Raw genomic sequence first — 22,481 nt, forward strand, 5'->3', positions numbered from 1 at the left:
ATATAAATTAAAAGCGGTGGTAAAGTTGGATTATCAAAAAATTCTTGAGCAGTTGGCAGATGGTGAACTAGATCATTATGAAGTTGATCCTCAAAACGCTTTTGAATTTCAATCTGCATTAAGGTCTTTTGGTAAGAGGCAAAACATAACGGGAAAGGCCTTGCGGGGTGGTAAAATAATTTATTCGCAGTCCAAGACTGGAGTTTAATGATGTAAACTGTTACATTTATGTTGTCTAATTCACAAAAAAATGATAGTCTAAGTAAGCGAATAGGTATTTACTACCGTTTTGATTTTTTGAATTAAAAGGAGATATATATAATGGAAAAACGCGATTTTCATGTTGTTGCAGAAACAGGTATTCATGCTCGTCCAGCTACATTGCTAGTACAAGCAGCTTCTAAGTTTGGTTCAGATATCAACTTGGAATACAATGGTAAATCAGTTAACTTGAAATCAATCATGGGTGTCATGTCACTCGGAGTTGGTAAAAATGCTGATGTCACAATCAGTGCTGATGGTGATGATGAAAAAGACGCAATCAACGCTATTTCTGAAACAATGAAAAAAGAGGGTTTAGCTGAATAATGACCAAGACTTTAAAAGGAATTGCTGCAAGTGATGGTATTGCTGTAGCACCAGCCTATCTCTTGGTTGAACCTGATCTTTCATTTTCAAAAACTACGGTTAGCGATGTTGAAAGTGAGTTAGCACGCTACAAGAAGGCAATTTCAGTAGCAACTGCTGAAGTTGAAAAAATCCGTGATAGCGCAAAAAAGAGTTTAGGTGAAGATGAAGCTCAAGTTTTTGAAGCTCACCTGATGATCTTAAATGATCCTGAATTTACTGGTGCCATCGAAAATGAAATCAAAGAGCAAAAAGTTAATAGTGAAGCTGCACTTGATGAAACTGCTCAAAAGTTCATTACAATTTTTGAAGGCATGACTGATAACGAATACATGCAGCAACGTGCAGCTGATGTACGAGATGTTTCTAAGAGAATTATGGCTCATTTGCTGGGCAAAGAATTGCCTAACCCAGCATCAATTGATCATGAAGTAATTGTGGTAGCTCATGATTTGACACCCAGTGACACTGCTCAATTAAACAAGAAGTTTGTTAAAGGCTTTGTAACTGATATTGGTGGTAGAACTGCGCACTCAGCAATTATGGCACGTTCTTTGGAATTACCTGCGGTTGTCGGTACAGATTCAATTACCAAAGATGTCCAAAATGGTGATACAGTTGCTGTTGATGGTCTGAATGGTGATGTTGTCGTTAAGCCAACTGATAGCGAGATTGAGGAATATAAGCAAAAGAGTGCTGACTTCTTGAAGCAGAAAGCTGAATGGGAAAAATTAAAGAATGAACCATCAGTAACTGCAGATGGTAAGAAATTCACAATTGCAGCAAATATTGGTACACCAAATGATATGCCAGGGGTAAATGACAATGGCGCTGAGGCTGTAGGTCTTTATAGAACTGAATTCTTGTATATGGACTCAAAAGATTTCCCAACAGAGGATGAACAATTTGAGGCTTATAAGGAAGTTATCGAAGGCATGCATGGCAAGCAGGTTATTATCAGAACCATGGACATTGGTGGCGATAAGCATCTTGATTACTGGGACTTACCAGAAGAAATGAACCCATTTTTGGGTGTACGTGCAATTAGACTTTCACTACAAAATGAGAATATTTTCCGTACTCAGCTTCGTGCTTTATTACGTGCGTCTTCTTATGGCAAGTTGGGTATCATGTTCCCAATGATTGGTACCTTAAACGAATTACGCAAGGCTAAAGCGATTTTAGGTGAAGAAAAAGACAAGCTAGAGGCAAAAGGCGTTAAGATCGGTTCAGACCTAGAAGTAGGAATGATGATTGAAGTTCCAGCTGCTGCCGTTTTAGCTGACCAATTAGCAAAAGAAGTTGACTTCTTCTCAATTGGTACTAATGATTTAATCCAATATACAATGGCTGCTGATCGTGGTAATGACAATGTTTCTTACCTGTATCAACCAGCGAACCCATCAGTTTTGCGCTTAATAAAGCATACAATTGATGCAGCTCATGAAAATGGTATTTGGTGCGGCATGTGTGGTGAAGCTGCTGGAGACAGTACCATGTTCCCAATTCTGTTGTCAATGGGCTTAGACGAGTATTCAATGAGTGCTACCTCAATTTTACGAATCAGAAGTTTGATGAAGAAGCTTGACACTAATGACATCAAGGAATTAGCTAATAAAGCTTGTTATGTTTCAGAAACTGCTGAAGAAAACGAAAAATTGGTTAGTGATTTAATGAAAAAAGTAAACAATTAAATATTTTTTAAAAAGGGTACCATTTTTTTAATTTGTGTATCCTTTTTTAATTTCTTTAGTCTTTCTTGGTAAAAAATTCACAGAATATTCATTTTTTGAACTTAACATAACAATGTAGTCAGTTATGAAAAATACTACTTACAAAAAAGAAGTAGTATGTTATAATAATTTAGAAAACAATTTAAAGGAGCGTGAAATATATGGTCAATTTATATATATCTCCGAGCTGTACATCATGTCGCAAAGCCAAGGCTTGGTTAAAGAAACATGACATTCCCTTTAAGGAAAGGAACATTTTTTCAGAGCCCTTAACAAAAGACGAGCTTATGCAAATTTTGCGAATGACTGAAAACGGTACGGAAGAAATTATTTCTACGCGTTCAAGAGCCTTTCAACAACTTAAAGTCAATCTTGATGATCTGTCAATAGACCAACTGCTTGACTTAGTTGAAAAAAATCCTAGTTTATTAAGACGTCCAATTATTATGGATGATCGGCGTTTGCAAGTTGGGTATAATGAAGATGAAATTCGGCGCTTTTTACCAAGAAAAGTGCGTCGTCTTGAGCTTGAAGAAATGCAGAAGATAGCTGATTTATAAAATTCAGGTAAGTTTAAAATAAAAGCGTTAGTTTTTAAACTAACGCTTTTATTTTATGAGCAAAGTACGATACAATAGAACAAAGAATCCGGTGGAGGTGAGAACTCATGCAAGTAGATCATATAAACAATAATACGATTCGTGTGAGAATAGGTAAACAAGAATTAGCCAATCGTGGTCTCAAAGTTTTAGATTTACTAGGTGATAAAAATAAAATCCAACATTTCTTTTATTCGATTTTGGATGAAATTGATACTGATCATTCATTTAGTCAAGATGCACCGGTAACTTTTCAAGTAATGCCTAATAACGGTGGGCTTGATTTATTAATCACTAAAGTGACAGAGAAAGATCGTAATAATCTTGCCCAGTTATTTGATAATGATTTTACTGACAACAATAAAAAGAATAATGATGCTCGTAAATCTTTTCTTGACCTTGAACCTGAGGATGAAGAAACAGATAAGGACGAGTCAAATGAACCAGCAGATTCTTCTCAACCTAAAGTTAAGAAGCAGTTTTGGAAATTGCAGAAAAAGCAGGCATATAGTTTTACTGACCTTGATCAGGTGACTGAATTGGCGGAAAGTCTTAAAGCAAATGATTTGTCTTCCAGTCTTTATTTTGAACGGGGAAAATTTTACTTAGAACTGATTTTTACTAGTCAAGACTATTCGGAAATAAAGCCCGCTGATGCATGGGCAATTGCAAATGAATATGGTATTAAAGTAAAAACAAGTGAAATGGCTCGTGTTCGTACTAATGGTAAATGTTTGTTAACTAATGATGCATTAGATCAACTGCGGCATTATTTTAGCGGTATTAAATAAATTAACAAATATAGCTGAATAAAAAGGGCAGGTTAAATCCTGCCTTTTTGCGTACTTATTTTTAGGTGATAAGTATGTACGCAGCACTGTTAAATAATACTTTGGTTTTAGCTGTTGAGGAAGCTAAATCGACCAAAAGTAACAACAAAGTAAAGAAACATTATTTTTGCCCACATTGTGAACGAGAAATGCAATTAGTATGTAAAGATAAGCAGTCCTATTTTAAACATATACCTTCCAAAGTAAACTTATCTGGGGAAAATAAAGAACATGCACAGAGTAAAAGTATACTGACAAAAGCACTCAGAGAAGTACATTTTAATGCAGAAACAGAAGTTAATCTTGCCAATGGACAACTGCGAGCTGATATATTAGCAGCTTCAAATTTAGCTTTCGAAATTCAGTGCGCTCCTTTAAATAAGTCAGAATTTCGCCACCGCCATTTTTTGTATAAGCAAATAGGCGTTAAAGATATATGGATAGTTGGCCAGAGACATTTTTTAGGACAAAACATAAAAAAATCGCAGCTTATTTTCTTTCGCAGAAACTATTTTTGGCAAGACTATTATTTAGAGATTGATCCGTTTAAAAAAATTATTCGACTAAAATATAACGTTTTGCTTGAGCCATTAACAAATAAGCTTCATTTCCAAGAGGAAAAATTCGATATCAATGCAATAGGCTTAAAACAGTTGTGGCATTTTCACCCTTTATTGCAAAAATATCATGTTAATTCCACACAGCAAAAGCAATATCTGCAAATGCAACTAAAACATATGAGTTTGAAAGGCATGCAAATTGCAAATTTGCTATATAAAAAGCGCCAAACCATAGAAAATTTGCCGCCCTGGGTTTTTACCAATTTTCGAAAAATAAATTCACCAGATAATGTAAGTAAATATTTAAATCAGTCGTAAGTGTCTCACCGGGTAGTAGCCCTTTGGGTCACTTGCGATACAACCATTATCCTTAAGAAGCTTTATTAGTTTGTCATGTGCAAGAATGCCTTCCAGCATTACCCCATTATAATTGCCACTTTCATTAAAAATAACTGTAGTAGGGAAATTACGAACATTGAATTTACGTGCAAGATCCTTGTCTTGTTGGATAGATTCATCAACATAGTGGGCAATTTTGCGATCATTGATCCGATTAAAATCCAAGTCTAAACTTTCTGCAATTTGTTTAGGCAAACTTTCTGTATATTTATTAAAATCGTTGCTAATAACTCGTTGCAAAGCGACTAAATAAGCACGTGCCTTTTTGTTGCCATATTCTATCTTAATAGCATTGTAATGTCGTAAGACCTGAAAAGAGACAATTGTGTATTGTGGTATATCTTTTATTTTCTGTCCATCATTTTTTCTTCTAATAATGTCCTCTTTGATTACTTTTGCATTTATAATTGGAACAAAATGAAATGAAGAGTTGATATTAAGTTCATCAATTGCGTCTTTGATTAAAACTTCCGTATTATAGCAATATATACCAACGGGATTAACAAAAAGAAAAATCTCGAACATGATCAGGCTCCTCCAATACTGATTATCAAGTATAAAATTATTAAATATCTATCCTTTGAAAACTATCCTTCAATTATATTCTAACACGATGTATGTAAGCGCGTGCAATTTTCGCTTGGTTAGTGTTAGCATAATTTTGTGTAAACTGATATTCTTTCTTTAATTTTGCCAGAGTTTCTGCTATCAAGTCTGGGTTGCAATTTTCAATCTCAAGTTCAAAATCTTCGTAGTTGTCTGGATAAGTGTTATCATCAAAAGTTAATTCACAATTTTTTGGTCCATTCGCTAATATGCGATGAGTTTTGCAATAAGTTTGCAAATGAAGGTTTAATTTCTGTGAAAATTTCTGATTCAAATATTTTCCTGCACTATACTTAAAAATTATAGGCGATCCAGCGGCCCCCTGCTTAATAAATGCTTTTGCTTCATTTAATTTTAAGGAATCGTTAATTTCTATTGCTTCATGAAAATCTTTTTGTATGGGATTCTTATTTGGAACCTTGAGAGTTTGCTCTGCGTGGTCAGCAAAAAGTCTAATGCGGCAGCTTATATTAGACTGTTTTAGCAAACCGTCGCTAGTGTCAAAATAATAATTTTCCTGGTTAAAGCTGTGCTTAAGTGGAAAATCATGGCAAAGTTTTAGATATATTGCCTTAGGTAAAATGATTTTAGCTTCAATTTCATTGTTTTGTGACATTTTATAATACTCCATTTAATATTGTGGCTATCAAAGAATTCCCTTTAACATTTTGTGTCAAAGTCTATATTTATTTTAAAATTTAGCTTCTAAAAGTGAAAAGCGACTGCATTTAATTTTTAAAATTCCCTAAATTAGTGAAAAAAGGGCTAAAGCTATGATAGTATAGCCTAATTGAAATTAATAAATTTATAATATTATTAAAAGGTTTAATGTGCAAGAAATAAGACTTTATAATAACCTCCTGGTTTTGTATAGGAAATTGCCATTTTATTAAGGCAAATCATCATATGAAATTGCTATCATATAATTTATGTTAAAATGAATATGCTGTTTGAGAAAGGGTTATTTCTATGAATTATGATTGGGATAATTTTTTATGGCCATATGAAGAGGCCGTGCGAGAATTAAAGGTGAAGTTTCGTTCTTTAAGACAAAGTTTCTTAACCAAAGGAGAACATTCACCAATAGAATTTGTAGTCGGCAGAGTTAAAACTGTTGATTCAATTAAGGAAAAAATGCAAAGGCGTGTTATCAGTCCGGATGTGATTGAGACTGATATGCAAGACATAGCAGGAATTAGGATAGTCTGTCAATTTGTCGATGATATTTACAAGGTGGTAGACTTAATACATGCACGTGATGATATGGAAGTCATTGAAGAACGTGATTATGTTAAAAATGCTAAGCCTTCAGGCTATCGCTCTTATCATATGGTTATTTCTTATACGGTTTACCTGCCAACCGGATCCAAAAAATTATTAGCCGAAATTCAAATTAGGACTCTAGCAATGAATTTTTGGGCTACTGTTGAGCATACTCTTAATTATAAATATCAGGGTTCTTATCCAAAAGATATTTCTGAAAGACTAAAATCTACTGCAGAAACGGCATATAAACTTGATGAAGAAATGTCTTTGATAAAAGATGAAGTACAAGAAGCGCAGAAGGTTTTTACTAAAAACAAGGGTAAGGAAAAATAATGAGAATTACAATTGCCCATAACACCAATCAAGAAACTTTAAGGGTGGTAGCGCACTTGCGAAAATTGTTAGAAACTAAAGAGGGCGTTGTCTTTGATGCCAAATATCCAGATGTAGTTATTACTGTCGGCGGTGATGGAACTTTGATAAATGCCTTTCACCGATATGAAAATCAAATTAGTTCAATTCGCTTTATTGGCATCCACACTGGACATTTGGGCTTTTATACTGATTGGCGTGGTCCTGAAGTCGATAAAATGGTAGATGCATTGTTTTTAAGGGAACCTGAATCTGCCAGCTATCCGCTTTTAGAGGTGGAACTTTTAACTGAAGCTAATGAAAAGAAACATTTTTTAGCTTTAAATGAATCTGCAGTCAAACGGGTATCGCATACATTAGAAGCAAAAGTCTATATTGATGATCAATTATTTGAGAATTTTAGGGGGGACGGCTTATGTGTCTCAACACCAACCGGCTCAACCGGATATAATAAATCGCTTGGTGGTGCAGTAATTCATCCGAGACTCAAGGCCTTGCAGATGGCGGAAATAGCTTCTATTAACAATCGTATTTTTAGATCTTTATCTTCACCAATTGTACTAGCTCCCGAGCAATGGGTTACCATAGTTCCTGAAGCTGATCACTTTGTAATGACTATTGACGGTCGTCGGATTAACGTTCGCAATGCCAAAAAGGTCAATTACCGTATTTCTAGTAAGGAAATCCATTTTGACAGATTTGGCCATACTCATTTTTGGTCAAGAGTTCAAAGTGCATTTATCGGAGATAACAATGACACTATTTAAAGTTACTGTGAATGAAAAAGCCCCCAAAAAATTGGGGATTTTTTTATTAAAGAATGGTTTTTCAAAAAGAGCTGTTAATAATGCTAAAAATGCGGGTGGAATGATTCTTGTTAATCATAAACGGCGCTATACAAACTTCATTTTACATACCGGTGATGAAGTGATTTTCATCCCGGGTCAGGAAAAATGTAACCCATGGCTTGTACCTTCTCAAGAACCTCTTGCGGTTGTTAAAGAAACAGAAAATTACCTGGTTGTTAATAAGCCTGCAGGGATTTTATCGATTCCTTCTCGCTACGATGATAACGCACTCGTTAACCAAATTTTAGGTTATTTTGAGCGCAAAAAAAGTGTGAATATTAAGCCACATATTGTAACGCGACTTGATCGTGACACTTCTGGTTTGGTTTTAGTTGGTAAAAATGCTATTGCCCATGCACGTTTTAGTCAGCTCAAAAAGGATAAGTTTATTAAAAAGTATCATGCAATAGTTCACGGTAATTTTGGTTTAGACGAACTAAAAGGCACCATAGATCAGCCAATTGGCCGAAAGGGAACTTCAATTGTACGTAGTATTGAACCCACCGGCAAGAAAGCAAAAACTGCCTATAAAGTGATCGCACAAAAGCCCAATGTCAGCTTAGTAGAACTGCGTCTTTATACTGGAAGAACCCATCAAATTCGCTTGCACATGCAGTATATCGGTCATCCATTATATGGGGATCCATTATATGGGGAAGATGATAATTTTAACAGGCAAGCACTAAATTGCTTTCACTTGGAATTTCCTGATCCGTTCAGGAAAGAAAAGCAAGTCAGTATTGAGGTGCCTGATCCACCTGATATGCAAAAATTGTGGCAGGGTACTCCTAAATAATTTTTTAAAATAAGTACAATAAAAGAGTTGCCTTTATTCAAGACAACTCCTTTTCGTTATCCAAAAATTATTCACTAAAAAGTACGCGGGTTCCTTCTGGAACAAAAATATTCTTTTGCACAGGCGTCAAACAGCCATTTTCTGCATCCCTGGTATATAAAGTAGCATTATCAGAATTTTGGTTGGTTGCCACCACATATTTTTCGTCCTTATCCCAGTTAAAATCTCGCGGAAATTCGCCAAAGGTTGAGATTCTTTGACGCAACTGTAAAGTGTGATCATCGTTGACTGCAAAAACAGTAATAGTATCATGACCACGATTGGAAGCATAAATAAATTTACCATCTTTACTAATTTTAATAGCAGCCGCTCCATTGTGGTCGGAATAATCATCAGGAATAGTTGAATAAGTGGTAATATTCTTAAATTGCCAATTAACTTCATCAAACTTGACTAAATTAATTTTACTTGAAAGCTCACCAACAACATAAAAATAATTACCATCAGGACTGAAAACAATATGACGTGTGCCAAAACCTGGTTCGTTTTGATATTTAGCTAAATGATGCAGCTTATCATTTTTGAAACTGTAAAAATCAACACAGTCATTGCCTAAGTCGCAACTTACAAGATTGCCTTGCGGTGTTTGATCAAAAAAATGCGGATGGGGACCGTCAGCTTGTTCAGGACAAGGCCCCAGGCTATCTGCAGTGTGAGTCACTGAATCCAAAAAAGTTAACTTGCCATCATCATCAAATGAGAATACAGCTAAAACTGCTGTATGGTAATTGGCAGTATAAAGCAATTTCTTTTTCTGGTTAATGCCAATGTAGGCAGGTGACGAACCGGGAGTTAAGTATGAATCTTTTTCCTGATACTTACCATCAACGAGTTCAAATGAGCTGATGCCACCCTTATCGCCAGCGTTATTAATAGTAAAAATAAGCTTGCCATCTTGAACAAAATAGGTTGGACCTCCAACTTTTATTACTTCTTTAGCTGGTCCCATTTGCATTTCCAGACCGTTTTCAGCAAGTGTGAGTGGTAATTCATAGATTCCCGTTGATTTTTTTTTGGTATATCCTCCAATTAATAATTTCATGCTTGAAAAGCCTCCAATTTCATTTATAATTGTCTCAATAATTAGTATAGCATGACACGCAATTGTAAAAATATTGAGTGACTTTAACATTTCAAAAAGTGTTAAAGTATGGTGTCGGCTTTATTGATTAGTTTAAAATTGAAAGTTTTGAAATAAGAGGTATGTTGGGAATGGAAGAAAATAAAATTCGAGAGCTTTATGCTAAGAATGATATTTCTGAAGTTTATACTAATCTTCACTCATCTTCTGCAGGTTTAACTTCTGCAGAAGCAGCCGCAAGATTGGCTAAATATGGTCGTAATGAAATTAAAAAGTCTGAAGAAGAATCTGAATGGAAGACTTTTTTTAAGAACTTTATTAGTATGATGGCAATCTTGTTGTGGATTTCCGGAGCTGTTGCGATGTTCAGCGGTACCATTGAATTGGGAATTGCCATTTGGCTGGTTAATATTATTAACGGTCTGTTTAGTTTTTGGCAGGAAAGAGCTGCTAAAAGAGCCACAGATGCTTTGAATAATATGTTGCCGACCTACGTTCAGGCAATTCGTGACGGTAAAAAAACGCAGATTGATGCCAAAGAACTGGTTCCTGGAGACGTTTTTATTCTTCAAGCAGGTAATGCTATTCCAGCAGACGCCAGACTAATTACTGCCAGTTCAATGCAAGTTGATCAAAGTGCTCTAAATGGTGAATCTGTACCTGAATCAAAAACTACGGATTACGCACCGGGCGAAGGCAGCTACGCTGAAGCTAACTTGGTTTATTCAGGAACAACCGTTGGCTCAGGCACAGCTCGTGCAATAGCATTTGCCACGGGAATGAATACTGAATTTGGCAAAATAGCGCAGTTAACCCAAAAGCAAAATAAAGTCGATAGTCCACTAACCCAGGAACTAAACCGCCTGACGAAACAATTATCAATTATTGCTGTTTCGATAGGCGTTTTGTTCTTAATTGCAGCAATTTTCTTTGTTAAATATCCGTTTGCAAAAGCATTTATTTTTGCTTTAGGGATGATTGTAGCTTTTATTCCAGAAGGATTATTGCCTACTGTAACCCTTAGCTTAGCCCAAGGTGTTAAACGCATGGCCAAAAAACATGCATTGGTTAAGGAATTAAATTCAGTTGAAACATTAGGAGAAACTACAGTTATTTGTTCAGACAAAACGGGTACTTTAACTCAAAATCAAATGACTATTCATTACATTTGGACTCCTAAAAATGAATATAAAGTTACTGGCAACGGCTACGTCAATAATGGTCAAATTGAGTTAAACAATAAGCAGTTGTGGTATGAAGAAAATCCCGACTTGCATAAGTTGGTTCAAATAGCGTCTTTGGACAACGACACTGCTGTTCAACCCAGCAAGGTTAAAGGGGGTAAGCCTAAAATTTTAGGTACTCCAACTGAAGCTTGTTTAATTATTATGGCTGAAAAAGCAGGGTTTGATCGGCAAAAAGTTTTGGTTAAATATCCCCGATTAAGAGAACTGCCTTTTGACTCTAATCGAAAGCGCATGTCAACCATTCATCGCTGGAATGATCACCAATATATCATTTTTACTAAGGGTTCTTTTAGTGATGTGATCAAACAGTGTGATCAAATTCAGGTCGATGGTAAAGTTCGGGCTCTGACTGATGATGATAAGAAACGCGCCGAAAAACACAACGCTGACTATGCTGCTAAAGGGCTTCGCAGTATGGCTATGGCCTATCGCATTGTGGAAAAAGAAAATACTGACGTTACTAAGTTGACTATCGCAACAGCTGAAGAACATTTAGTATTTGTGGGTTTGACTACAATGAGTGATCCACCTCGGCCAGAAATATATAACGCTGTTAGACGTTGTCATCAGGCAAAAATTAAAATTATTATGGTTACCGGGGATTCCAAGTTGACAGCCAAGTCTGTTGCTGTCCAAATTGGTTTAACCTCAGACAAGGCACGGGTAATTTCTGGTGATGAACTGGAAAAGATGAGTACTGCAGATTTACGCGAAGCTTTAAAAGGAGAGGTAATTTTTGCTCGGGTAGCTCCAGAGCAAAAATATAAAGTTGTCAAGACTTTACAGGAAAATGGTGAAATTGTAGCTTCTACCGGTGACGGAGTTAATGATGCTCCTGCTTTGAAGCAGGCAGATATTGGTATAGCTATGGGCTTGACTGGTACAGATGTAGCTAAAGATGCTGCTAATATTATCTTGACTGATGATAATTTTGCGTCCATTGTGGCCGCAATTGAAGAGGGCCGTGCCGTTTATAGCAATATCCGTAAGTTTTTAACTTATATTTTGACTTCCAATGTGCCAGAAGCCTTTCCATCAATTTTATTCCTGTTTTCTGGAGGCCTGATTCCTTTGCCGATGACGGTAATGCAAATCCTGACAGTCGATTTGGGAACGGATATGTTGCCAGCATTAGGACTTGGCGGAGAAGCTGTTGATCCAGATGTTATGAAACAGGCGCCACGGAAGCGTAATGAGCATTTGCTTAATAGAAGCGTCATCATTAAAGCCTTTTTGTGGTACGGTCTAATTTCCAGTGCCATCTCGATTGGTGCATATTTCTTTGTGAATTTCCAAAATGGCTGGCCTCACGTGCCATTAGCTGCTAACGGTCCTGTTTATATGCGTGCAACTACAATGGTTTTGGGGGCAATTATTTTTACGCAGATTGCAAATGTCTTAAATTGCAGAACAAATAAAGTTTCACTATTTAAGAAAGGCATATTTAGCAACCGGAACATCTGGTATGGCATTATTTTTGAAATACTGCTGTTTTTAGCTTTAACTGTTACTCCTGGCTTGCAGCAGTTATTCAATACTACAAGATTATTGCCAGTTGACTGGTTATTTCTATTTTGTTTGCCAATACCGTTAGTTATTATTGATGAAATTAAAAAATGGCTGCTTTACCATAAAAAATAAAGAAGTAACAAAAAAACCGCCTATATATTAGTTAAGCGGTTTTTGTTATGCTAAAATTAAAGCTTAAGGAGAACAAATTATGAAATGGACAGCAACTATTACAAAAATTGGTAAACAAGCTATTGAACCTAAGGGCAATATGGTAATTTTATTTGGTGAAAATGTCACTCCAGAATTAGTCGATGTTTCGGTTATTCAAAAATTTGATCCCCAAACTCCGCTTACTGGTTTTATTATGAAAAAGGGCGATACAGTTACAATCGATGGCCAGACCTATGTTGCTGACTTTGTTGGCTCCATGGTTGCCAGTGATATGAGAGCTTTAGGTCATGTTACCTTATTTTTTAATCAGAAAAAGTCAAAAAATCCACTGGCTAACGGTGTATATTTCACTTTAGAAGATAAACAGACAATGCCCGAATTTAATATCGGTGATGACATAATATATGAGCATATTTGATTAGGATGATTTGATGGACTACGAGAAGAAACATAAAAAAAGAACCATCTTTCAAAAATGGTTTTTGAATAATCGGTTTAGTATTGCACTACTAAACATTTTGTTGTTCTTCCTTGTGATTTGGTTGTTCAACAAAATATCATTTGTTTTAAATCCCGCTAAGGTCTTTGTAAGTGCGATTCTTCCCCCATTGATGCTGGCTTTGATTCAGTTTTATATTATGAATCCACTGGTAGATATTTTAGAGAGGAAGTTTAAAGTACCAAGGATTGTTACTATTCTTGGGTTATTTGTTTTGGTAGCAGTTTTGCTCGTTTGGATAGTTAATACTTTATTGCCGATTGTTCAAAGTCAAATTAACTCCTTAATTGCGCATTGGCCTCACATCTGGAAGGATGCTACAAATGCCGTACAAAATTGGCTGAGTAATCCCCAACTACACAGTGTAAAGGGCAATATTAATGATGCTATCAATAGGGCGCAAGATATGCTCTTTAAATCAGGGCATGAAGCTATCAATGCTACTTTAAGCAATATTTCTTCAGCAATAAGTGTTGTGACTATCATCGTTATGACTCTGCTTACTGCACCTTTTATTCTTTTCTTTATGTTAAAAGATGCTCATAACTTGCGCCCATATTTAACCCAATTTGCACCGAAACGTTGGCAAAAAAGTTTTGGTGAGCTTCTTTACGATATTAATACTGCACTGGCATCTTATATTAGGGGTCAACTTACTGTTGCCTTTTGGGTCGGAATCATGTTTGCCATTGGTTACAGTATCATTGGCCTTCCGTATGGCATTGCCCTTGCCGTTTTAAGCGGTATTCTTAACCTTATTCCATATTTTGGTACTTTTATTTCCTTTATACCTGTAATCGTGATTGCTATTATGCTTTCTGTGCCAATGGTAATTAAAGTTTTGGTTGTTTTCGCAATCGAACAGACCATTGAATCAAGAGTTATTAGTCCTTTGGTAATGGGAAACAAGATGGAGATGCATCCTGTTACTACTATTTTGTTATTGATAGGCTCAAGTTCTGTTTGGGGACTTTGGGGCGTCATTTTTGGTATTCCAATTTATGCTATTTTAAAAATTATTATTTTGCGTGTTTATAACTATTATCGTAATGTTTCTCAAGTATTCAAAGAAGATGAAGATGAGGAAAACTTACCAGTTGCGGCTGAAAACCCGAATAATTTAAGCAAGGGATCAGTAGAAAAAAAGTCAAAAAAATAATTCTTATTTGTTAAAAAATTCAGTGAAGGAGAAAAAGATTGACAAATCACGTAGTGTTATATGAACCACTGATGCCGGCTAATACTGGTAACATTGCTCGGACTTGTGCTGGAACTAATACAGTTCTTGATTTAATTGAGCCTTTAGGTTTTCAAATTGATAATAAAAAAATGAAACGAGCGGGTTTAGATTATTGGGATAAGGTTGATGTTCACGTCCATGAAGATCTTAATGCATTCCTAGGTGAACTTGGTCCCCAAGACGAAATGTATCTTATTTCTAAATTTTCTTCAAAAAATTATGCGGAAATAGATTATACAGATTCTGCGAAAAATTACTACTTTGTGTTTGGCAAAGAAACTACTGGTTTACCAGAAACATTTATGCGAGAATATTACGAGCGCAATTTGAGAATACCAATGTCGGATAATATTCGTTGTTATAATCTAGCTAATTCAGTGGCAATTGTTTTACTAGAAGCTTTGCGCCAGCAAGGTTTTCCCGATTTAGAAACTAGCCATCATTATGAAAATGATAAATTAAAAGATAACTACAATCGCCCTGAACGGTATGAAAGAAATTTAGGAGGAAATTAAGATGGATTTTGAAAAAGAAACTCCTGTTATAGTCAAAAATTTTCATTATGATATTAATGAAGAGCCGGAAACTAAAGATCAGGTAAATTTTGGCTTGAAAAAGGTTGAAAAACAAAATGATGATGGCACTACTGATGCTGGAACTGACGGCAATTATTTTGATGTAACCGTTGTTTTTGACGTGGCACCTGCGCCAGGAGATTTCTCAGTAAGCGGAATGATTAGTCAGATCGTTAAAATCAAAGATTATTTTGGTGATGGCAGTGACCTGGAAAAAACAGATTATAAGTTGCTTAGTCGGCCATTAGTCGAATATATTGAAACCCTTACTTATGAAGTTACTCAAATTACTTTGGATGAGCCAGTTAATTTGAACTTCCAAGCAAATTTTTAATTGTTGATTAGGTAGTATTATGCCTAAAAAGAAGAGGAGAAAAACCACTAAATCTCATAAGAAAAATCAGAATACTGGAATTACTTGGGCAATTATTGGCCTTGTACAAATTATTATTTCAGTTTTGGCATTTGTTAAATTTGGCATTCTTGGTAAACAAGTTGCGAATATTTTTCGTTTCTTTTTTGGAGATTCATATTTATTAGCTGCTGGAATTTGTATTATTTTTGGCCTGGTTATGCTGATTTACAACAAGCCGATGCACTTTAAATTTAAGCGCAGTTGTGGTCTGTTTTTTGCAATACTCGGATTTTTATTAATTCAGAGCAGCGTTTATTTTGAAAGTGAATTTGTAAATAATGCGTTTATGAATGCATTCTGGCATGAAATATCTGCCGAATTTGGCCGCATGGCTGTTACCAAACATGTTGGTGGAGGAGTCATTGGCGCATTATGTTACCAAATATTTTATCCCTTACTAGGCCATATAGGATTGCGTGTAGTTGCGATTTTATTGATTCCATGTGGCATTTTAATGTTCTTTGATGTAAAGTTTGCCACGATAATCCAAAAATTTCAGCAGGTTAGTCAGCTTTTTATTAATAAAAATAAAGCGGCCGGCACGAAAATAAAAAACAAATACGGTTCCTTCAGAGAGAAAAAGCAGCAGAAAATCTCAGAGAAACAATCTCAGAATTCACAGGAGACGTCGGATTCTAAAAATATGGTTTTTCCTGATGTTGATGATTTTGCCGTAAATGACCAGTCTTCTGAGGGATTTGCAGATAATCAGGATATTGACGATGCAGTTGCAAATGAATCTGAATTTGGTGATATGCCAGAGCATGCTCCAGTTGAGCCACAGATTCAGGTGGCCAGTCAAAATGATAGTCAAAAAGGAAGAAAAGCAACTAGTTCTAGTAGCAATTTACCCAAATCACATTCTTTTGCTGAAGAAGATAGAAAAATTAAGCAAGAATTAGGATCTATAGATCATGGCGAACTTAAGCAAGACCAAAAAGTTAGTCCAGACTATCAAAAGCCACCCATAGCCTTACTTGATAGCATTAAGAACATTGACCAAAGTACTGATAAGGCTCTCATTCGCAAAAATACGCAAATCTTGCAGTCTACTTTTAAAAGTTTTGGGGTCAAAGTTATAATTAAAAAAGCGATTTTAGGACCTACAATTACACGGTATGAAGTTCAGCCGGCTGTTGGGGTTAAAGTTAGCAGAATTGTAAATTTAGCAGATGATTTGGCTCTTGCCCTGGCAGCAAAAGATATCAGAATAGAAGCACCTATTCCAGGTAAGCCATATATTGGTATAGAGGTACCTAACAAAAATACTTCAGTTGTTGCTTTTAAAGATGTAATGCAAAGTCAAGATAATAAGGCGAAGAAGGACCCTATGCAAGTGCCTTTGGGCAAGGATGTTAGTGGACAAACGATTTCAGCTGACTTAACTAAGATGCCCCACCTTCTCATTGCTGGTTCAACAGGTTCTGGGAAGTCTGTTGCAATCAATACCATTTTAACGAGTATATTAATGAAGGCACTGCCGGATCAAGTTAAGTTGATTTTAATCGATCCTAAGATGGTTGAACTTTCTGTTTATAATGGTGTGCCACATTTGTTGATACCAGTAGTTACAGATGCTAAGTTAGCTGCGAATGCTTTAGGCAAAGCTGTTAAAGAAATGGAACGGCGTTATAAACTATTTGCTGCAAGTGGTGTCCGTAATGTGGGTGAGTTTAATGATAAGGTTCAACTTAATAATCAAGATAAATCTAAGCCTGCAATGAAACCATTACCATATATTTTGGTCGTAGTTGATGAGCTTAGTGATCTGATGATGGTTGGTGGGCGCGATGTTGAAGGTGCAATTGTCCGCTTAGGGCAAATGGCTCGTGCTGCAGGAATTCATATGATTCTGGCTACTCAAAGGCCGAGTGTTGATGTTATTACCGGTTTAATTAAGGCAAATGTACCATCGCGCATTTCTTTTGCTGTTTCAAGTGGTATTGACTCGAGAACAATTTTAGACCAAACTGGTGCCGAGAAACTGCTCGGCAGAGGAGACATGCTGTACATGCCGGTCGGAGCCTCTAAGCCTGAACGTATTCAGGGTGCTTATGTTTCTTCTAGTGAAGTTGAGAAAATAATTTCGTGGGTAAAGAAGCAACAAAAGCCTGAATATGACCAAGGTATGATTCCGCAAAAAAGTCAAGAAAATTCTGAGAAACAAGATGACGAACCAGAGGATGAATATTATGATCAGGCTGTTGAACTGGTCAGACAGCAACAAACAGCTAGTGTGTCACTCCTACAAAGAAAGTTCCGCATAGGATATAATCGTGCTGCCCGAATTGTTGACGCGATGGAAGAAAAAGGCATTGTAGGACCGTCTGAAGGTTCAAAACCTCGTCAGGTATTATTACCGCCCAAAAAAGATGAAGGCAAAAGCTAATTTTTAAGAAAGTTTATCGTGTCGCTTTATTAGTTCAAACTTGCCAAAAAATAATGTTAAAATATAATCGAATATGAATGCATAACTGAATTTATTTTTTAAAAATAGTTTAGCTATATGGTCATCTTCATACAATTTAAAAATAAAAGGAATGTTTTAATTGCAGCGAGCGCTTGTATTTGGTGCAACAGGAGGCATTGGTCAAGCTATTTGTGCTGACTTAGCCCAAGCTGGTTGGTCTCTTTATGTTCATTGCAGTCAAAATTGGCAAAAAGCCTATACTATGGCTGAAGGAATGAGTCAGAAATATCCTGGTCAGGACTTTATTCCTATAAAATTGGATTTTTTGGCTAAAAATGATGAGTTAAAAGAATTTGTGAATAATCTTTTGCCAGTAAATGCTGTGGTATTTGCTCAAGGGATTACAGATTATAATTTTGTTAGTAGTCAAAATATGGCAAAAATTGATGATGTTTTGCATATAAATTTGGCTACTCCAATTAAACTAACAGGATTATTAGAGCCTCATTTGATAAAAAATGATTATAGTCGTATCGTTTATTTAGGTTCAGTTTACGGTGGTTCAGGTAGCGCTATGGAAGCTGTCTACAGTTCTTCTAAATCTGGCCTTGAACGTTTCGCACAAGCATATTCCCGTGAAGTCGCTTCAGCTAATCTCACGGTGAATGTTGTAGCACCAGGTGCAGTCAATACAGCAATGAATTCAATATTAGCACCTGAAGCAATGGAAGAAGTTAGAGGCGAAATACCTGTTGGACGTTTAGCAGAAGGCAAAGATATTTCCTATTGGGTTAGGACTCTACTTGATGTGCATTCTGGATATTTAACTGGACAGACCATTTATGTTAGTGGTGGCTGGCTCATTTAAATGTAAAAATAATATGTAGTATATGTTATACTCAAAGAGTAAATTTAGAATTTAAAGAGGTAACTATGGCAGATATCGGAGATAAATTACGCAGTGCCAGAGAGGCTAAGGGACTTTCAATTGAAGATATTGAAAAAGCAACCAAAATTCAAGGCAGATATCTGACGGCAATTGAGCAAAACGATTTTGATAAACTTCCTGGAGATTTTTATGTAAGAGCTTTTATCAGACAGTATGCCCAGATAGTCGGTTTAGATGGTAAAAAGCTGTTAAGTGAATACCATGAGGATATACCTAAGGCCGAGCCTGATGAATTTGTCGAAGATTCGATTGACAACAAAAGTGAAGAAGTCCGTAAAACAACTAGTAGCAAGAAAAAAATATGGCAGGATTACCTGCCGCGAATTATTGTTGGCTTAGGAATAATAGTCGTTGTTTTGGTATGCTATGTTGTTTATGCTCACTTTTCTTCTAGCCGCAATCAAAATAACAATACTGCTGGGGATGTATCTGTTTCTTCAGATAATGGCAAACGGCGTCAAAAGGTAAAAAAACCTAAAAAGAAAAGCGTTAAAATCAAAGAATTAGCGGCAAATCAATTTCAGATTACTGGCCTAAAAACTAATCGCAACTTAGTCGTGCGAGCTGGTGATCAGGCTACTACAGTTTCTATTGCAATGAATGGAGTTAACCAAAGTGGTCAAACGCTGACTGCTGGTCAAAAGCATACACTAAGGATTCCTGAAACTGCTCAAACAGTTGTCGTTACATTCAGTAATGCTATTGGAACTTCAATTACAATCGGTGGTAAGAAAGTTCCTTATAATTCTCAGAATTCGAATCTCACTTTGACTTTCTATATCGGTAAACGTCATAGCAGTCAGAGTAATCAAACTCAAAATGGTCAGAATAATTCTGGAACCACTAATTATAATTCTGAACATAGTAACTCAAATCATCAAAATCAGAGTCATAATCAAACTGGCGGTCATAGCAATAACAATAATACTAATGACAATAATCATTCTAGTTCAACCAATAACCAAGAAGATAATCAAAATAATAACCAGAGTAATCAAAATGGTCAGTCGAGTCATGACGGCAATCAGTCAAATAATAATGATCACAGTAGTGAATCTGGTCATTCTGGGAGTAATTCTTCCAGTGGGAATGAAAATAATGAAAGATAACTATTTTGGGAGGAAAAGTTAAGAATGAATTTACCTAATAAGTTAACGGTTTTTAGAATATTATTAATACCAGTTTTTATGTTAATTGTCATTTTTGGTGGCGATGCCAGCGTTAAAGTAGCAGGAACAACTGTTTATTGGAAATTAGTCATTGCTGCTGTTGTTTTTGCAGTTGCATCTGCAACCGATTGGTTTGATGGGCATATAGCGAGATCACGTAATCTAGTTACCAATTTTGGTAAATTTGCAGACCCGCTCGCAGATAAAATGCTGACTATGACTGCTTTTATAATGTTAATTTCGCTAAATCTAGCTCCAGCATGGGTCATCGCAATTATAGTTTGTCGTGAATTGGCAGTAACAGGTTTGCGGTTAATACTGGCGGAAAATAAAGGCCAGGTTATGGCTGCAGCTATGCCCGGTAAGATTAAAACAACTTGCCAGATGCTATCAATTATTTTCTTGTTAATCGGGGACTTCTATCACATAGGAACAATTTTGTTATACATTGCATTAATCTTTACCATTTACTCAGGTTGGGACTATTTCCACAGCTCATGGGATGTTTTTGAAGGTTCAATGTAAATTTAATGATAGGTTAAATTAGGAAAAAGCACTACTATAAGTGGTGCTTTTTTGTGCATGATTTTAAATATAAAAGTCTGCAAAAAATGCTGATTGTTGATTAAGTTACATTTACTTGTTAGGATTAGATTAAGGGAATATTGGAAAAGGAGGAAATTTTATGGTAGAAAAAGTACCAGCAGTTGAATTTAGGGATGTATCAAAAATATATCCTAAGATGAAAAATGCAGCTGTAAAACATATTAGTTTCAAAATAGAAAAAGGTGATTTTTGCTGCCTGATTGGTACCTCCGGTTCAGGAAAAACCACTTTAATGCGTATGATAAATCGCATGAATAGTGTGACTAAGGGTGAAGTGCTTGTTGATGGCAAGAATGTCAAAAGTTTTAACCCAGTTAATTTACGGCGGCATATAGGTTATGTTATTCAAAATAATGGATTAATGCCTCATATGACCATCAGAGAAAATATTATTCTAGTACCCAAATTACTAAAGTGGCCTAAGGACAAGCTGGCTGGTGAGGCGCAAAAGCTCATAAAAATGGCTGAATTACCTGAGTCATATTTAGACAGATATCCTACAGAGTTATCAGGTGGTCAGCAACAAAGAATTGGAGTTGTGCGTGCATTAGCGGCAAATCAAAATTTGATATTAATGGATGAGCCCTTTGGCGCACTGGATCCAATAACTCGTGAAAGTTTGCAGAATTTAATTCAAAATTTACAAGTGCGATTAGGCAAAACAATTGTTTTTGTTACTCATGACATGGATGAAGCATTAAAGCTTGCAACTAAAGTAGTTGTTTTGCATGATGGGCAATTGATTCAAGTAGGAACACCTGACCAGATTCTACATCATCCTGCAAATGACTACGTTAAGAGCTTGATTGGTGAAGAGCGTTTGTCAGAAGCAAAATATGAAACTGTAAAAGTTAAAAACGTGATGTTGACTAACCCAACTAAAATTGATTTAGGAGCTTCGCTCACTGACGCTTTAACCATGATGAAAGAGCATCGAGTTGACACGCTTTTAGTTGTTGATAATGGCGACCACCTCAAGGGCTACATTTCAATTGATGATTTACAACGCAATTACCCTAAAGCAAGCAGTGTCAGTGATATTTTGATTACTAAACTGGGCACTGTCGGTCCTGAGGAATATCTGCGTGATAATTTTAGTCGGATTATGAGTCGGAATAAGAGTTACATTCCTGTAACGGATTCAGACAAAAAATTAGTAGGTATAGTTACCCGTGCCAGTTTAGTAAATGTTGTTTATGAAAAAATTTGGGGCGATAAAAGTCGCTTGCAAAATACTTCAGAAAAAGAGGCGAAATAATAATGTCAACCTTTTTTGCACAACATGGTTCAGAATTATTAGTAAAAACTTGGCAACAAATATATATTTCTGCTATTTCTTTAGGGTTAGGAATAATAGTTGCAGTTCCCTTAAGCGTGGTATTAATGAAATTTAAGCGAATAGCTAAAGTGGTAATAGCAATAGCCAGTATGCTGCAAACTATACCGGCTTTGGCTTTGCTGGCAATCATGATACCGTTTTTTGGTGTTGGCAAAGTACCAGCAATCATTGCTCTTTTTCTTTACAGTTTAATGCCAATTTTACGTAACACATATGTAGGACTAACTGATGTTAATCAAGATACAATTGACTCTGCTCGGGGCTTAGGCATGACTAATATGCAGCTTATTTTAAAAGTTGATATTCCTTTAGCTATGCCCGTAATTATGGCAGGAATCAGACTTTCTGCTATTTATGTGATTGCCTGGGCAACTCTGGCTTCGTATATCGGAGCTGGCGGCTTAGGAGACTTTATTTTTAACGGACTTAGCCTCTATCAAACGGATTTGATTTTTGGAGGAACAATTCCTGTAATCATTTTGGCACTTCTCACGGATTACCTACTGGGAAAGCTGGAACGTAAGCTGACTCCAAAGGGAATATAAGGAGGTGTTCATCGTGAAAAAGTATTT

23 protein-coding genes are annotated in these 22,481 nt (G+C 36.0%); 20 read left to right on the top strand and 3 right to left on the bottom strand.

Annotation, left to right across the window (positions count from 1 at the left end):
• The first annotated feature begins 25 nt into the window (after positions 1-25).
• The 6 genes from ykzS to LDM92_RS06435 all read left to right on the top strand — a co-directional run bounded on the left by ykzS (position 26) and on the right by LDM92_RS06435 (position 4,667).
• Entirely contained in the window at positions 26-208 is a 183-nt protein-coding gene (gene ykzS / locus LDM92_RS06410; RefSeq protein ID WP_034977361.1) for a protein YkzS, read from the top strand.
• A 113-nt stretch (positions 209-321) separates the two neighbouring features.
• Entirely contained in the window at positions 322-588 is a 267-nt protein-coding gene (locus LDM92_RS06415) for a phosphocarrier protein HPr (protein WP_034977366.1), read from the top strand.
• Positions 588-2,321 carry a phosphoenolpyruvate--protein phosphotransferase gene (gene ptsP, locus LDM92_RS06420; protein WP_223902500.1) on the top strand — a complete coding sequence of 578 codons (1,734 nt, stop codon included), beginning with the start codon at positions 588-590 and terminating at the stop codon, positions 2,319-2,321. Before LDM92_RS06415 ends, ptsP begins: the two co-directional genes overlap by 1 nt.
• 200 nt (positions 2,322-2,521) lie before the next feature.
• A complete protein-coding gene (gene spxA, locus LDM92_RS06425) occupies positions 2,522-2,920 on the top strand; it encodes a transcriptional regulator SpxA (protein ID WP_034977372.1) in 399 nt (132 codons plus the stop codon).
• A 107-nt stretch (positions 2,921-3,027) separates the two neighbouring features.
• Positions 3,028-3,750: an adaptor protein MecA gene (locus tag LDM92_RS06430; protein WP_046331843.1), complete on the top strand. Its 723-nt coding sequence runs from the start codon at positions 3,028-3,030 to the stop codon at positions 3,748-3,750.
• Positions 3,751-3,851: 101 nt separating this feature from the next.
• Positions 3,852-4,667 carry a competence protein CoiA family protein gene (locus LDM92_RS06435; RefSeq protein ID WP_238480653.1) on the top strand — a complete coding sequence of 272 codons (816 nt, stop codon included), beginning with the start codon at positions 3,852-3,854 and terminating at the stop codon, positions 4,665-4,667.
• Here LDM92_RS06435 and LDM92_RS06440 read toward each other — a convergent pair.
• Both LDM92_RS06440 and LDM92_RS06445 read right to left on the bottom strand, forming a co-directional pair.
• Positions 4,653-5,273, bottom strand: a complete 621-nt coding sequence (locus LDM92_RS06440; protein ID WP_045927771.1) for a DsbA family protein — start codon at positions 5,271-5,273, stop codon at positions 4,653-4,655. The genes LDM92_RS06435 and LDM92_RS06440 overlap by 15 nt on opposite strands.
• A 73-nt stretch (positions 5,274-5,346) precedes the next feature.
• Complete coding sequence (locus LDM92_RS06445; RefSeq protein WP_223902502.1) at positions 5,347-5,970, bottom strand: CYTH domain-containing protein; 624 nt, start codon at positions 5,968-5,970, stop codon at positions 5,347-5,349.
• Positions 5,971-6,323: 353 nt separating this feature from the next.
• Here LDM92_RS06445 and yjbM point away from each other — a divergent pair, with 353 nt between their 5' ends.
• From yjbM to LDM92_RS06460, 3 genes are read left to right on the top strand one after another with little or no spacing between them, the layout of a single operon-like run.
• Positions 6,324-6,953 carry a GTP diphosphokinase gene (gene yjbM, locus LDM92_RS06450; protein WP_046331846.1) on the top strand — a complete coding sequence of 210 codons (630 nt, stop codon included), beginning with the start codon at positions 6,324-6,326 and terminating at the stop codon, positions 6,951-6,953.
• Complete coding sequence (locus LDM92_RS06455) at positions 6,953-7,759, top strand: NAD kinase (RefSeq protein ID WP_223902503.1); 807 nt, start codon at positions 6,953-6,955, stop codon at positions 7,757-7,759. Before yjbM ends, LDM92_RS06455 begins: the two co-directional genes overlap by 1 nt.
• The gene (locus tag LDM92_RS06460; RefSeq protein WP_223902504.1) at positions 7,746-8,636 is read left to right on the top strand and encodes an RluA family pseudouridine synthase; all 891 of its coding nucleotides are present in this window, start codon (positions 7,746-7,748) and stop codon (positions 8,634-8,636) included. Before LDM92_RS06455 ends, LDM92_RS06460 begins: the two co-directional genes overlap by 14 nt.
• Positions 8,637-8,703: 67 nt before the next feature.
• On the opposite strand, the gene LDM92_RS06465 is transcribed toward LDM92_RS06460, so the two are convergent.
• Complete coding sequence (locus LDM92_RS06465) at positions 8,704-9,738, bottom strand: lactonase family protein (protein WP_223902505.1); 1,035 nt, start codon at positions 9,736-9,738, stop codon at positions 8,704-8,706.
• A 170-nt stretch (positions 9,739-9,908) separates the two neighbouring features.
• On the opposite strand from LDM92_RS06465, the gene LDM92_RS06470 reads away from it, so the two are divergent.
• The 11 genes from LDM92_RS06470 to LDM92_RS06520 all read left to right on the top strand — a co-directional run bounded on the left by LDM92_RS06470 (position 9,909) and on the right by LDM92_RS06520 (position 22,454).
• The gene (locus LDM92_RS06470; RefSeq protein WP_223902506.1) at positions 9,909-12,665 is read left to right on the top strand and encodes a cation-translocating P-type ATPase; all 2,757 of its coding nucleotides are present in this window, start codon (positions 9,909-9,911) and stop codon (positions 12,663-12,665) included.
• A 79-nt stretch (positions 12,666-12,744) separates the two neighbouring features.
• On the top strand, positions 12,745-13,125 hold the full coding sequence (locus tag LDM92_RS06475) for a PTS glucitol/sorbitol transporter subunit IIA (RefSeq protein WP_046331851.1): 381 nt from the start codon (positions 12,745-12,747) through the stop codon (positions 13,123-13,125).
• Between the two features lie 13 nt (positions 13,126-13,138).
• Positions 13,139-14,365 carry an AI-2E family transporter gene (locus tag LDM92_RS06480; RefSeq protein ID WP_223902507.1) on the top strand — a complete coding sequence of 409 codons (1,227 nt, stop codon included), beginning with the start codon at positions 13,139-13,141 and terminating at the stop codon, positions 14,363-14,365.
• Between the two features lie 38 nt (positions 14,366-14,403).
• Positions 14,404-14,961 carry a tRNA (cytidine(34)-2'-O)-methyltransferase gene (locus tag LDM92_RS06485; protein WP_223902508.1) on the top strand — a complete coding sequence of 186 codons (558 nt, stop codon included), beginning with the start codon at positions 14,404-14,406 and terminating at the stop codon, positions 14,959-14,961.
• Between the two features lies 1 nt (position 14,962).
• On the top strand, positions 14,963-15,355 hold the full coding sequence (locus LDM92_RS06490) for a DUF1149 family protein (RefSeq protein WP_045927779.1): 393 nt from the start codon (positions 14,963-14,965) through the stop codon (positions 15,353-15,355).
• A 19-nt stretch (positions 15,356-15,374) separates the two neighbouring features.
• Entirely contained in the window at positions 15,375-17,825 is a 2,451-nt protein-coding gene (locus LDM92_RS06495) for an FtsK/SpoIIIE family DNA translocase (RefSeq protein ID WP_223902509.1), read from the top strand.
• Positions 17,826-17,985: 160 nt separating this feature from the next.
• Entirely contained in the window at positions 17,986-18,714 is a 729-nt protein-coding gene (gene ymfI, locus LDM92_RS06500) for an elongation factor P 5-aminopentanone reductase (RefSeq protein ID WP_223902510.1), read from the top strand.
• A gap of 65 nt (positions 18,715-18,779) precedes the next feature.
• Complete coding sequence (locus LDM92_RS06505) at positions 18,780-19,904, top strand: helix-turn-helix domain-containing protein (protein ID WP_223902511.1); 1,125 nt, start codon at positions 18,780-18,782, stop codon at positions 19,902-19,904.
• Between the two features lie 24 nt (positions 19,905-19,928).
• Positions 19,929-20,489, top strand: a complete 561-nt coding sequence (gene pgsA, locus LDM92_RS06510) for a CDP-diacylglycerol--glycerol-3-phosphate 3-phosphatidyltransferase (RefSeq protein ID WP_223902512.1) — start codon at positions 19,929-19,931, stop codon at positions 20,487-20,489.
• 160 nt (positions 20,490-20,649) lie between these two features.
• Positions 20,650-21,828, top strand: a complete 1,179-nt coding sequence (locus tag LDM92_RS06515; RefSeq protein WP_223902513.1) for an ABC transporter ATP-binding protein — start codon at positions 20,650-20,652, stop codon at positions 21,826-21,828.
• A 2-nt stretch (positions 21,829-21,830) separates the two neighbouring features.
• Positions 21,831-22,454 carry an ABC transporter permease gene (locus tag LDM92_RS06520; protein WP_223902514.1) on the top strand — a complete coding sequence of 208 codons (624 nt, stop codon included), beginning with the start codon at positions 21,831-21,833 and terminating at the stop codon, positions 22,452-22,454.
• Positions 22,455-22,481 lie beyond the last annotated feature (27 nt).

It is taken from the genome of Lactobacillus laiwuensis (assembly GCF_019972835.1).
In the GTDB taxonomy this organism is placed as follows: domain Bacteria; phylum Bacillota; class Bacilli; order Lactobacillales; family Lactobacillaceae; genus Lactobacillus; species Lactobacillus laiwuensis.

Excerpts from the sequence above, each read along its gene's own strand:
- LDM92_RS06415 (WP_034977366.1), top strand. The coding sequence starts at position 322 with ATGGAAAAACGCGATTTTCATGTTGTTGCAGAAACAGGTATTCATGCT.
- ptsP (WP_223902500.1), top strand. The coding sequence starts at position 588 with ATGACCAAGACTTTAAAAGGAATTGCTGCAAGTGATGGTATTGCTGTA.
- spxA (WP_034977372.1), top strand. The coding sequence starts at position 2,522 with ATGGTCAATTTATATATATCTCCGAGCTGTACATCATGTCGCAAAGCC.
- LDM92_RS06430 (WP_046331843.1), top strand. The coding sequence starts at position 3,028 with ATGCAAGTAGATCATATAAACAATAATACGATTCGTGTGAGAATAGGT.
- LDM92_RS06440 (WP_045927771.1), bottom strand. The coding sequence starts at position 5,273 with ATGTTCGAGATTTTTCTTTTTGTTAATCCCGTTGGTATATATTGCTAT.
- LDM92_RS06445 (WP_223902502.1), bottom strand. The coding sequence starts at position 5,970 with ATGTCACAAAACAATGAAATTGAAGCTAAAATCATTTTACCTAAGGCA.
- yjbM (WP_046331846.1), top strand. The coding sequence starts at position 6,324 with ATGAATTATGATTGGGATAATTTTTTATGGCCATATGAAGAGGCCGTG.
- LDM92_RS06455 (WP_223902503.1), top strand. The coding sequence starts at position 6,953 with ATGAGAATTACAATTGCCCATAACACCAATCAAGAAACTTTAAGGGTG.
- LDM92_RS06460 (WP_223902504.1), top strand. The coding sequence starts at position 7,746 with ATGACACTATTTAAAGTTACTGTGAATGAAAAAGCCCCCAAAAAATTG.
- LDM92_RS06465 (WP_223902505.1), bottom strand. The coding sequence starts at position 9,738 with ATGAAATTATTAATTGGAGGATATACCAAAAAAAAATCAACGGGAATC.
- LDM92_RS06470 (WP_223902506.1), top strand. The coding sequence starts at position 9,909 with ATGGAAGAAAATAAAATTCGAGAGCTTTATGCTAAGAATGATATTTCT.
- LDM92_RS06475 (WP_046331851.1), top strand. The coding sequence starts at position 12,745 with ATGAAATGGACAGCAACTATTACAAAAATTGGTAAACAAGCTATTGAA.
- LDM92_RS06480 (WP_223902507.1), top strand. The coding sequence starts at position 13,139 with ATGGACTACGAGAAGAAACATAAAAAAAGAACCATCTTTCAAAAATGG.
- LDM92_RS06490 (WP_045927779.1), top strand. The coding sequence starts at position 14,963 with ATGGATTTTGAAAAAGAAACTCCTGTTATAGTCAAAAATTTTCATTAT.
- LDM92_RS06495 (WP_223902509.1), top strand. The coding sequence starts at position 15,375 with ATGCCTAAAAAGAAGAGGAGAAAAACCACTAAATCTCATAAGAAAAAT.
- LDM92_RS06505 (WP_223902511.1), top strand. The coding sequence starts at position 18,780 with ATGGCAGATATCGGAGATAAATTACGCAGTGCCAGAGAGGCTAAGGGA.
- pgsA (WP_223902512.1), top strand. The coding sequence starts at position 19,929 with ATGAATTTACCTAATAAGTTAACGGTTTTTAGAATATTATTAATACCA.
- LDM92_RS06515 (WP_223902513.1), top strand. The coding sequence starts at position 20,650 with ATGGTAGAAAAAGTACCAGCAGTTGAATTTAGGGATGTATCAAAAATA.
- LDM92_RS06520 (WP_223902514.1), top strand. The coding sequence starts at position 21,831 with ATGTCAACCTTTTTTGCACAACATGGTTCAGAATTATTAGTAAAAACT.